Origin of the sequence: Pontibacter diazotrophicus (assembly GCF_003367245.1) — a bacterium.
GTDB classification, from domain to species: domain Bacteria; phylum Bacteroidota; class Bacteroidia; order Cytophagales; family Hymenobacteraceae; genus Pontibacter; species Pontibacter diazotrophicus.
Map to the genome: position 1 here is coordinate 138,021 of NZ_QRGR01000005.1, position 11,885 is coordinate 149,905.

At 51.8% G+C, this 11,885-nt stretch carries 8 protein-coding genes; 1 reads left to right on the forward strand and 7 read right to left on the reverse strand.

Annotated features, from left to right (window positions below; genetic code table 11):
- Nucleotides 1–70 precede the first annotated feature (70 nt).
- The 4 genes from DXT99_RS05710 to DXT99_RS05725 all read right to left on the reverse strand — a co-directional run bounded on the left by DXT99_RS05710 (nt 71) and on the right by DXT99_RS05725 (nt 6,794).
- On the reverse strand, nt 71–1,525 hold the full coding sequence (locus DXT99_RS05710; RefSeq protein WP_115564576.1) for a TolC family protein: 1,455 nt from the start codon (nt 1,523–1,525) through the stop codon (nt 71–73).
- A complete protein-coding gene (locus DXT99_RS05715; protein WP_115564577.1) occupies nt 1,522–5,292 on the reverse strand; it encodes an efflux RND transporter permease subunit in 3,771 nt (1,256 codons plus the stop codon). The genes DXT99_RS05710 and DXT99_RS05715 overlap by 4 nt, the downstream gene beginning before the upstream one ends.
- A gap of 95 nt (nt 5,293–5,387) precedes the next feature.
- The gene (locus tag DXT99_RS05720) at nt 5,388–5,816 is read right to left on the reverse strand and encodes an HYC_CC_PP family protein (RefSeq protein WP_115564578.1); all 429 of its coding nucleotides are present in this window, start codon (nt 5,814–5,816) and stop codon (nt 5,388–5,390) included.
- A 159-nt stretch (nt 5,817–5,975) separates the two neighbouring features.
- Entirely contained in the window at nt 5,976–6,794 is an 819-nt protein-coding gene (locus DXT99_RS05725) for an SDR family oxidoreductase (RefSeq protein WP_115564579.1), read from the reverse strand.
- A gap of 308 nt (nt 6,795–7,102) precedes the next feature.
- Here DXT99_RS05725 and DXT99_RS05730 point away from each other — a divergent pair, with 308 nt between their 5' ends.
- On the forward strand, nt 7,103–7,771 hold the full coding sequence (locus DXT99_RS05730) for an SGNH/GDSL hydrolase family protein (RefSeq protein WP_220273351.1): 669 nt from the start codon (nt 7,103–7,105) through the stop codon (nt 7,769–7,771).
- A 129-nt stretch (nt 7,772–7,900) separates the two neighbouring features.
- Here DXT99_RS05730 and DXT99_RS05735 read toward each other — a convergent pair whose 3' ends face one another.
- The 3 genes from DXT99_RS05735 to DXT99_RS05745 form a co-directional block, all read right to left on the reverse strand.
- Complete coding sequence (locus DXT99_RS05735) at nt 7,901–9,292, reverse strand: alkaline phosphatase family protein (protein ID WP_115564580.1); 1,392 nt, start codon at nt 9,290–9,292, stop codon at nt 7,901–7,903.
- Nucleotides 9,237–10,520, reverse strand: coding sequence for a metabolite traffic protein EboE (gene eboE, locus DXT99_RS05740; RefSeq protein WP_115564581.1), 1,284 nt, complete (start codon nt 10,518–10,520; stop codon nt 9,237–9,239). Before eboE ends, DXT99_RS05735 begins: the two co-directional genes overlap by 56 nt.
- A 75-nt stretch (nt 10,521–10,595) precedes the next feature.
- Nucleotides 10,596–11,786, reverse strand: a complete 1,191-nt coding sequence (locus DXT99_RS05745; RefSeq protein WP_246000465.1) for a 3-dehydroquinate synthase — start codon at nt 11,784–11,786, stop codon at nt 10,596–10,598.
- Nucleotides 11,787–11,885 lie beyond the last annotated feature (99 nt).

Sequence of the window (11,885 nt, forward strand, 5' to 3'; positions counted from 1 at the left end):
CTAGATAAATGTCATCCTTTATTATATCCAACTGCCTCTTCTTGTCTATGGGAGGGGAGCAGGCTTTCTGTTAATTGTCGCTGTTCATCAGGCGGTTAATGGCAGACACGGTGATGTGCTGGTCTGTGATTGCCTGCAGTTGCTGTTGCCTGTAACCCAGTATCGCCTGGCGCTGCCTCAGAATCTCCTCGATACCTGCCCCGGCCACGGTATAGTTAGTCGTAAGCAAACGGATGGCCTGCTCATTCAGCGTTACCTGCTCTTCCAGCAGCTGCAGGGTGCTGCTGGCACGCTGGTAATCGTACAGCAGGTTCTCCAGTTCTGTGAGCAATTGCTTTTCAGCAGCTTCTTTGTTGTAAGCTGCCGCTTCCTGCTCAAACCTAGCCTGCTTTTTTGCCGCGTTATACTTCTTGCGGTAGATGGGCAGCGTTACAGTGACCATGGGCATCACCATATTCTCGCCCCCCATCGGCATTTGCGTCATCTCGTCTATTCGGGGCCTGAACACCATGTAATTCAGTCCTACGCCGAACATGGGCCTTCCCATCAGCTGGGCCATTCTGTATTGCGCTTCCCTTGCCTGCTCGTCCCATTCATACATCTGCAGCATCGGGTGGTTCTGGCGTATGGAGTCCTGGATAAGTGCCAGTGTGGCAGGCAGGGCAACAGATGCCAGTGTATCTGCTATCTGTATTTCCTGGTCAGGCTGCCGGTTCAGCAGGTTATTGAAAGCGATCTGCTGCGGCCTCCTGGAATCACGGAGCAGTTGCAGCCTGTTCTCCAGGTCCTTTACCTGCACCCGTATCAGGATGATATCTACCATGCTGCTGCCAGATGAGGCCATGGTGGACATGCCACCCCCGGCCATGCCCGCATTGCTGCCTGCTCTTGAAGGGGTGGAGCCGCTACTTGTTGTGTTACCGCCCATTCCCCCCATTCCCCCCATACCTGAAGAAGAATTGCCAGCCGTGCTGCCACCCATGCTCCCGGAAGGAGCTGTGCCAGTGCTTCGGCGTGTGCTGCCCGGGCTGTTTCCTGAAGGTGCAGCCGTGTACTTCGCCAAGGCCATCCGCTCCAGCGCTTTCATTATCTGCAGTTCACGTTCCAGCAGCTGCACTTCTTCGTCTATCTGGTATAAGCCCAGCCAGGTCGTGCGCACGTCGTGGTAGAGGTTGATTTTGGCTTCTATAAAAGAAGCAAACCTCATCTGCGCCATATAGTTAGCCTCGTTCTTCGACGCGCTCAGTGTACCAAACCAGGGGAACATCTGCATAATAGAGGCTTCACCCACCTGGTTTCCCATAAAGCGTGCCATCGGCGACAGAAAGAAACTAAAGGAAGCCTCCGGATCGGGGAGTGCCCCTGCCTGCGGCACCCTCTCCAACGCCGCCTGATACTCGGCGTAGCGGGCCTTCAGAAGCGGGTTGTTTTCTCCGGCAGTGACCAAGTATTCCTCCAGGGTTTGTGCCTGAATGTTTGGTAACAGTGCCAGGAGCATTATGGTGAATATCAGTAATTTTTTCATGCTGCTTCTTTAACTAACTTCTTAATTTTTACCTCTTCGCGCCAGCTGTATAGTACCGGTACAATCAACAGGGTGATCAGGGCAACCACCATGCCTCCGAAAGTCGGGATGGCCATCGGGATCATGATGTCGGAGCCCCGGCCGGTGGAGGTGAGCACAGGCAGCAGGGCCAGCAGGGTAGTGGCCGTTGTCATCAGGCAGGGCCGAACCCGGCGCATACCTGCTTCTAATACTGTTTTGCGTACCTGCTTTTCAGTCTCTGGCTGCAGGTTGTCAAAGCTCTGCTTCAGGTAGGTTCCCATCACTACGCCGTCATCGGTGGCGATACCAAACAAGGCAATAAAACCAACCCACACGGCCACACTCAGGTTGAAGGTGCGCATCTGGAAGAGCTCTCTTATATTGGTGTCGCCGAAGGAGAAGTTTAGGAACCAATCCTGGCTATAGAGCCACAGCATCATAAAGCCCCCGGAAAAAGCCATGGCGATGGACGTGAAAATGAACAGCGTGGTAGAAACCGATCGGAACTGGAAGTACAGGATGAGGAAAATGATGAGCAAGCTGAGTGGTATCACAACCGAAAGCCTTCTCTCGGCACGCACCTGGTTCTCATAGTTGCCGGAGAACTCGTAGCTTACCCCGGAAGGTACTACCAGCTCGCCGGAGGCTATCTTTTCGCTCATGTAACGCTGCGCATCTTCCACCACCGACACTTCGGCAAAGCCGTCTCTTTTATCGAACAGCACATAACCGGTCAGGAAGGAGTTCTCGCCCCGGATCATCATCGGGCCAGGGCGGTACACCAGCTCTGAAATTTCACCCAAAGGTATCTGGGCACCGCCGGCGGTGGTAATGAGTATTCTGTTGATTGCTTCCGGGTCGTTGCGGTACTCCCGGGCATAGCGGGCGCGGATAGAGTAACGCTCCCGGCCTTCCACCGTGGTCGTCATTGCCATGCCGCCCATCGCCACCTCAATATACTCCTGCACATCAGCCACATTCAGCCCGTAGCGGCCCATGGCGCTGCGGTTAAGCTCTATTTCCATGTAGGGCTTGCCCAGAGATCTGTCTGCATAAACTGCCTCGGGTTTAACAGAGGGCACCTCCTTCAGGTAACGCTCCAACTGCAGACTGAAATCCTCGATGGTTTGCAGGTCCGGGCCATACACTTTCAGGCCCATCGGTGCCCGCATACCTGTCTGCAACATCACCAGGCGCGCTTCAATCGGCTGTAATTTTGGAGCCGACGTTACGCCCGGAATGTTAGCCACGGCCACAATCTCGTCCCAGATATCATCCGGGTTCCTGATATGGTCGCGCCACTGCCGGTAATATTCTCCGTTATTGTCTTTTATCAATTCTCCGGCTTCATCACGCACAAAAGCGCCTTTATCGTCTACCTTAAAGCGCACCCGCTGCCCGTTGGCATTGGTGATGTACTCCGATTTATACTGGATGATGTTCTCATACATCGACATAGGAGCCGGGTCCAGCGCCGTTTCTGCACGGCCCGCCTTGCCCACCACCATTTCTACCTCTGGTATAGCCGTAACCAGCATGTCCAGTTGCTGCACAACGCGCTTGTTGGCCTCCACGCCGGAGTGCGGCATAGAGGTAGGCATCAGCAGGAAAGCACCTTCGTCCAGGGAAGGCATGAATTCTTCGCCTAAACCCGGAAAAGTATGCGCCAGCCCACTCCAGGCAGAAGAGGTTCTGACATTATACCCAGTGGTTTCAATGCCTCTGGCTACCCAGCCGAACACAGAATTGAAGCCCAGCCAGATGTTGAGGCCCAGCAGCATCACAAGGGCCGGCAGAATTAAGAAGGCGCCTTTATTGTCGAGGCACCATAGCAGGATGCGCGGGTAAGCCTTGATAAAGAGCGAAAATGTGCCCAGCACCAGCCCGATGACAAGCAGGATGAACAGGAAATTGACGATTAGGCTGACCGAAACTCCCAAAGGCATCCATTGCGAAGCCAGCAACCATGCTACTGCCAGCACTGCAATACCTACCATAACAGCTGTATTGTACCTGCTGTAGCGCTCCGGTTGGTAGTGTGTGAGCAGGTTGTTGGCGGCAATCAGCAACAGCGTGATACCAGCCAGCGGCATGATAAAGACTGCAATTGCTCCCAAACCCACCAGCAGCCAGTTCAGGATTTTAGACCAGGCTACATTTTTAGACTTCAGCCCCAGAATAGAGTGGGCGAAGGCTGGCATAATCAGGATAGTGAAGATAAGTGAAGCAATGAGCGCAAAGGTCTTGGTCCAGGCCAGTGGCCCGAAAAGCTTTCCCTCAGCAGCCTCCAGTGTAAACACCGGCAAAAAGCTGACGATGGTCGTGGAAACGGCTGTCAGTATGGCGGTGGCTACCTCAGTGGTGGCATTATATACCGTCTTTAGCAACGATTGCCCGGGCGGTGCCTCGTCCAGGTGGCGCAGGATGTTTTCGTTCAGGATAATGCCCAAATCCACCATCGTACCAATGGCAATGGCGATACCCGACAGCGCCACAATGTTGGCATCCACGTTGAAATACTTCATCATGATGAAGGTCATCAGCACGGCCAGCGGAAGCAAGGCAGAGATGAGGAGGGAGGCCCTCAGGTTATATACCATCACAATTATCACGATGATGGTAATGAGGATCTGCAACAGGATGGCCTCGTTCAGTGTGCCCAGCGTCTCGTTGATCAGTTCGGTGCGGTCGTAAAACGGAACCACGGTTACCTTCGAAGTACGCCCGTCGGCCAGCTTTTTGGAGGGCAGGCCAGCAGAAATATCATCCAGCTTTGCCTTTACGTTGTTAATAACGGCCAGCGGGTTGTCGCCATACCTTGCAATCACCACACCGCCCACTGCTTCGGCACCGCTTTTATCCAGCACCCCCAGCATCGATCGGTCGGCAGGCCCGATGTTAACACGGGCGATATCCCGGATACGAACCGGCACATTAGAGGTGACCTGCACCACCGCCTCTTCGATATCCGCTATATCCTGCACATAGCCCAGGCCGCGCACCAGGTACTCCACCTGGTTTATCTCCACGGTATTGGCGCCTACATCCTGGTTGCTGTTTTTCAGGGCGTTCATCACCTGCATAATGGAGACATTGTTCGCCTTCATAGCCGTCGGGTCCAGGTCTACCTGGTACTCCTTTATATAGCCACCCACAGAGGCCACCTCCGCCACGCCTTCGGCACCAGTCAGGGCATAGCGTACATAGAAGTCCTGAATGGTGCGCAGTTCGTGCAGATCCCATCCACCGGCGGGTTTCCCGTTTTCATCACGGCCTTCCAGCGTGTACCAGTACACCTGCCCCAACGCTGTGGCATCCGGCCCCAGCTTTGGCGTTACCTCCGCCGGCAGCAGGCCGCCCGGCAGGGAGTTTAGCTTCTCCAGAATGCGGGAGCGGCTCCAGTAGTACTCGGTGTCCTCGTCAAAGATGACGTAGATACTGGAAAAGCCGAACATGGAGGTAGAGCGGATGGTCTTGACACCCGGCATACCCAGAAGCGAAGTAGTGAGCGGATACGTAATCTGGTCCTCCACATCCTGCGGCGAACGCCCCATCCACTCTGTAAATATAATCTGCTGGTTCTCGCCTATATCCGGTATGGCGTCCACCGGCACCGGGTCGCGGGGCAGAAAATCAACGTTCCAGTTGAAAGGAGCGACGACAATCCCCCAGGAAACGATGAGCAGCAGGAGCAGGACTGTAACCAGTTTCTGCTCCAGAAAGAACTTGATAATGCTGTTTAACATGCTTTATTCGATTGAATACACGATTGTATGGCCACCACAAAGGCAGCAACAAACTATACCTGCCTCAGCGGCAGGCAGAATCGAAAAAGCAGGATCTATAGAAGAAAAGACTGCACCAGCACAGGAATGTCGCGGGCGAGTGGGGGAGACGCGTAACGGGCGTAAGTCGGTTGGATAGCAGCCTCAGGTGCAAACAGCTGTAAGATAATGGTTTGTACAGCGGCAATAAATTTAATATCAAGGGTTTTGCTGAGCGTAATGGCATCATGCTCAGAGGTAGCATCGGTGCGCTCTACTACAACTTTGTGATCTTCGCAGCAATTGTCATCAGCTTCTTTTTCGGCAGCATGGCAGGGAGGCAGGTCTTCCTGCTGCTTCTCCATCGGGCAGTCTGCTGCGGTACCAAAGAGCGTCACATCACGCAACTCGCCGCCACAAATATGCATACCCACTGCCATACCCGTCGAGGAGACGAGCACCAGCAGTGTGAGGGTAAGCAATATGACTTGGCGGTACAGTTTCATGTTTTTGTTATACGTAGTACAAAGGTAAGACAGAAGCGGAGAGGTCTGTTACACAATTTAAGAAAAAATTTACAGAAATTCTCTCTGAAGGAGCTAAACCATTTGTACTACCTACAACACCCTGTGCCGGGAATAGTTCTGTTTTTACGCTACACTTGGTTATCCTTTATCGCTGAAGGCTGGGTAGAGGGTCATGCCGCCGTCCACATAAATAGTAGTGCCGGTGATATAGTCCGCCTCGTCCGTTGCTAGCCAGACAGCCACTTTCGCAATGTCCTCGGGTTCCCCGATGCGGCCGTAGGGTATGAGCGAGAGCATATCTTTGCGGCCCTTCTCTGTACTCCAGACATCCTCGTTTATAGCCGTTTTGATTGCGCCGGGAGAGATACCGTTTACTCTTATTTTTTCGGAGGCAAGCTCCTGTGCCAGTGTTTTCATCAGCATCTGCACGCCGCCTTTGGCCGTGGCATAGTTCACATGGCCGGCCCACGGAATGATATCATGCACCGAGCTGATGAAGATGATGTGGCCCGCGGCGCGTTTTTCCTCCTGCTTTACCTTTCTCTTCACAAACTCTTTTGCCGCTGCCTGCGCACACAGAAAATTTCCGGTCAAGTTGGTGCTGATAACCTTGTTCCAGTCTTCCAGCGACATATCCAGGAAATTATCGTCGCGCTGTATCCCGGCGTTGCTTACCAAAATATCCAGCGTGCCAAAGTTATCTGTCGCGGCTCTGATTAGCTTTTCCACGTCATCGGGATTGGCAACATCCGCCTGCACGACCGCAGCCTTACTGCCTGCTTCTTCAATTTTGCTTTTAAGCTCCTGCGCGGACTCTTCATTGGAGTGATAGTTAATGACTACGCTTGCACCCTCACGGCCCATGGCCAGCGCAATGCCTTCTCCAATGCCAGAGCTCGACCCGGTTACAATGGCTACCTTGCCCTGTAAGCGTTTGTTTTCATTTGTGTTACTCATTGTTCGTTTGTTTTCTTTGCCTGTTATAAAGCATCTTCTACAACGGATGCTCCGCCTGTTTTTAGGTTAATAAGAGTATACCTGTATTTACTGAAGAAGTTATGCCTCCATTGTGGTGGGTGCAGTGCATTAACTGCAGTGGCCAGAGGCAAGAGTATTGTAGTTCCGAAGCCTGTTTATGGCCGCTATACTATAATAGAAAGGATTAAGTACCAGCTTTTAAGGTCATAACTGTGAATGTTTCTGATCTCAATCGTAGCTGTTACGTTATAATATTTCTTAACTTGAAAAGCAAAGCTAAGTCAGACATGATGAACAAATTATGGATTGCCCTTCTCCTGATAGCATGGCTGGTGTTACCTGCTGCGCGGGCACAGGAAAACACACCGCCTTTTTGGGATGAGATACAGGCCTTTAAACAGCAGGACAGTATCCAGATGCCGCCTGAAGACGCTAGCCTTTTTGTTGGGAGTTCCTCCATACGGATGTGGGACAACATGCAGGAGATGTTTCCAGACCATACCGTCATCAACCGCGGCTTTGGTGGTTCTGACCTGTTGGACCTTAAATACTACCTTCCTGATATTGTGCACCCATACCAGCCGAAGCAGATTGTGATCTACTCCGGGGAAAATGACATTGCCACGGGTACCGTGCAGGCACCCGAAGTGCTGGCACGGTTTAAAGATGTGTTTCAGGGTATCCGGCAAGAGATGCCGGAGGTGCCTGTCGTTTTTATTTCCATCAAACCCAGCCCATCCCGAATCCAGTATTTGCCTATTATGCAGGAATCGAACCAATTGATCCGAGCATATCTCAACACGCAGCCAAAGACGCAATATGTGGATGTATACTCCCTGATGCTGGATAAAAACGGCAAGCCCATGCAGGATATATTCCTGGAGGATAACCTGCATATGAATAATAAAGGGTATCAAATCTGGCAAGAGGCGCTTAGGCCTCACTTGCTCAGGTAACGGAATCAGAACAAGGAGATACCATCCTGCCTAGCGTGTTTTTATTTAATTTCATGATTGATGTCACACGATATATAAAAGAAGAAGGGCCGCAAAACTGCGGCCCTTCTTCTTTTATAAAAGTTACTGCTATACTGCCATCTCCTGCTTCTGTACCTGCAGGTGGGAGAGTATGACATTGAACACATCTACTGACTGCAGTTCCTGTGGCAAAGCTTGCCCGCTCTTTGTGAGCAATACTGGCCATTCGGCTTTGTCTTCGGGGATGCGGCCGTGCGAGCCTTTGATTAAAGTGGCATCCAGTGGTATTATGTCCATCACCATCCGGAAGCCCAGTTTTTTCTTCAGCACTTTGCCCGCCACTTTGGGCAGCAGGAACTTAATATTTGGATCTGCAAACATTTCTACAGGGTCGAAGCCGGGCTTTTTGTGGATGTCTACCATGCGGGCATAATCCGGTGCCTTCTTATCGTCGAGCCAGAAGTAGTAGGTGAACCAGGAGCGTTGGTCAGCCACCACCACTAGCTCACCGCAGCGTTCGTGCGCCAGGTTATACTTATTGCGCTCGTCGCCAGCTAATACCTCCTGCACCCCCGGCACCTGATGTAACAGCTTCTGTACCTCTGCTATGTCAGCAGGGTTCTCTACATACACATGCGCTACCTGGTGGTCGGCTACGGCAAAGGCTTTGCTCATCGCCATGTCCAGCAGTTCAGTGCCTCGCTCGTTGCGTACGGCAATGTAACCATGCTTGCGCAGCACACGGTTCAGGTGCACGGGTTGGTTTACGTCTGATATCCCGTATTCCGACAGCACGATAACCTGTGCTCCCTTTGCCTCATAAAACTGAATCAGGTCGCCCACTACGGCGTCTATCTCCTGCAGGTCTTTGGCCACGCGTGGGTCGCTGGGGCCGAGGCGCTGCAGGTTGTAGTCTAAGTGTGGCAGGTAAATGAGTGTGAGCGTGGGGTCATACAGATCATCCGTTATCTTGCTCGCGTCCGCTATCCACTTGCTCGACTTAATGGAGGTTTTTGGCCCCCAGTAGTTGAAAAGCGGAAAGGTGCCAAGCTTTGCCTGCAGTGTGTCCCGCAGGTCGGCAGGCTGAGTATAGCAGTCAGGCATTTTGCGGCCGTCGGCGAGGTACTGCGGGCGTGGCGTCAGGGTATAGTCGGCGGTAGTATTCATGTTATACCACCAGCCCATGTTGGCGACGGTAAAGTTGGGGTCTTTGGCACGGGCTATTTCCCACACTTTCGGCGCCTGCACCAATTTGTTCGATTGGCGCCACAGCTTCACTTCATCTTCATCCCGGAAATACCAGCCGTTGGCCACGATACCATGCTCTTCCGGCCACTTGCCTGTCAGGTAGGTCGATTGTGCCGTGCAGGTAACTGCCGGCAACACCGGGTGCACCACTGTATTTTGAGCATCCGCAGCCCATTTTGCCAGAAAGGGGGTATTTTTACCGAGGAGTGATTGCGTGAGGCCTACTACGTCCAGCACTACTGTTTTCTGCATTTTCAGTATTTTTTATGGTTGCCAGAACCCACTCCAACTCCCGCTGAATGGATTCTGAAAGGTCCTTTTTCAAATCCTCCGGCAGCACTTCCCAGGTATAGGTTTCTACCTCCAGGTGTGTTGTCAGTTGCTTTTGCTGTATAAGCTTTAGCACTTCTACAATATCCTCTTGAGTTGACTGTAAACCACCGTACTCCTGCGTGAAAAGCGGCACGTGGAAATGCATGCGCCATTCAACGGCATTCGGCTTACGGATGTGCTGCAGCGCAAAGGTCAGGTCGGGGTACTGGCATAGTTGCCCATCATCGTTCAGTTCCACCACCTGGTGCAGGTATGTTGATTCTGCAAAGCAAGCGAAAGTTTCAGCCAGTTTACCACGGGTTACCACGTCGTTTTTCGGGAGACTCGTTTTAAGGGCAGCGCTGAGTTGTATCTTGCCTATTTTGATACCGGCATGTGTCAGTTTGGCAAAGGCCTCGGCAGGTTTCTCATAGGCCAGTGCGAAGTGGCATACGTCGTAGCAAACCTGGATATGATGCAAAATAGCCTCCCTTGCTTCATCCTTTGTTAGCCCTTGCAACTCCTGCAGCACCTTCAAACCCTCAGGTATAAGCCATTGCTGATAATAGTTGATAACCTCTTTGCTGTTTTCTAGCAGCCCGTCCGGCTCCGGTTCAATATCGATATGAATGGTTTTGCCTGTTTCCTGCTTTAGTTGTAACAGGCTTGCTACCAAAGAAACCAGGTTTTCTGTTGATTGGTTGAAAACTGATTTGATTTTGGAATCATCATCCTCTAAAAACCACGGCTTATAAGAGAGAGGGGAGGTGGAGATACCGCCTCCCATACCCTCTGGCAGAAGCTCCGCTAGAATACGGGCCAGGCGCACCGTATATGTTAATCGCTCGTCAGTAGTCCAGTCGGGCTTGTGCACACCGTCTTTCACGGCCTGGTGATGGAAGCCACCGTACGGAAAGCCGTTCATGGTGAACACATACAGACCCTGCTCCTGCAGCCATCGCTTAAAATTGTTCAGGTGTTCCCCATCCAGTATTTGTTCACTAGCCTTGTTTGAGAGGCGCAAGCCAATACCGAAAGGCTGGTCCGGGGATAATTTTCTTTTAAGTGAAGGGAGGTAAGTTTGAAGCTGATGAAACACGTCTTCCCATGTTTCGCCGGGGTGGATATTGGTGCAGTACGTAAGGTGATGCCCTGTGTTCAGATACATATTTAGCTATAATTTAGTAAGAAAACAGCGGCCTGTAAAATACCATAGCGCTGCAGCTTTCTTGAACATCGGTGCTTAAGCAGCAGGCTGGGGTTGATGGCGCCTTTTTAATAGTTCTACGGCCTGTAGGAATAGCGGTTCTTCCATATGGTGTACTTCCACGCCTTCGCCGATTTTGTTTAGCAGCATAATCGTAAGCTTCCCACCCAGGTGCTCTCTAAACTCCTGAAGCCCCTTCCACACACTCAGTTGTTCTGAGCCCGGTTCGGATTGTGATAGCTGTGGAACATAGAGTTCAAAGCCTAACTCCTGCAGTAATGCCAGCACGTCTTCATGCTCCTCCTTCGTTAGCATGCCTTTCAGCATAGAGTAGGTGGTATCCAAAGCAATTCCGATGGCTACTGCTTCGCCGTGGCGCAGTTCGTAGTTGGTGAGTTGCTCCAGCTTATGGGCTGCCCAATGGCCAAAGTCGAGTGGGCGCGAAGAACCGGTCTCAAAAGGATCTGCGCCACCAATGTGCTCGACGTGCATCTCCGCGCAGCGGTGAATCAGCCGTTGCATGGCCGGCAGGTCACGTTGCGCCAGTCTGGCAGCATCTTTCTTTATTTCCTGGTAAAAAGCAGCATCTTTTATCAAGGCTACTTTTATGGCTTCTGAGATGCCGGAGCGCCAGTCGCGGTCTTGCAGGGTGAGCAGGAAATCGCTGTCGTTGATGACGGCAAAAGGAGGAGCGAAAGTGCCCAGGAAGTTCTTCTTGTCAAAAAAGTTGAAGCTGTTCTTGACACCTACTGCAGAATCATCCTGCGACAAAACAGTAGTAGGGATACGGATATGGCGGATACCCCTGTGGGCGATGGCCGCCGCAAAACCGGCCATATCCAGCACGGCGCCGCCGCCTACGGCAACAAAATAGGAGTGGCGGTCGATTTTAAAGTCGTTCACGGCTTCCAGCAGCTTTTGCAGTAGGTCGGTGCTGTTTTTTACTTCCTCACCGCCAGTTATCAGCATCGGCTCAGCCAGGAGCTTCATCACCTCGTTGTGCCTGGAAGTATAAAGCTTTATGTCTTCTATTAAATCAGGGTGAGCAGCGGCCACACCGCTGTCTATCACAAAGAATACTTTGCGTGGAGCAGTGCCCTTGTCCTGCTGCAGCACCTCGGCAAACAAATTGTTCTCAGGCTCAAAGAGGCCTTGTGTAAAGTACACACCATACCTGAATTGCACTGAAAACGATTGCTCAATAGCCTTCATATCTTTTTGAAGCATCTAATCTGGGGTTGAAGCAGTCTCCTGTTGAATAACCAACCCGAGATTGCTGTTTTGTTTATTGGCCTAAATGATATACTATTTATGCCTTTCATTTTT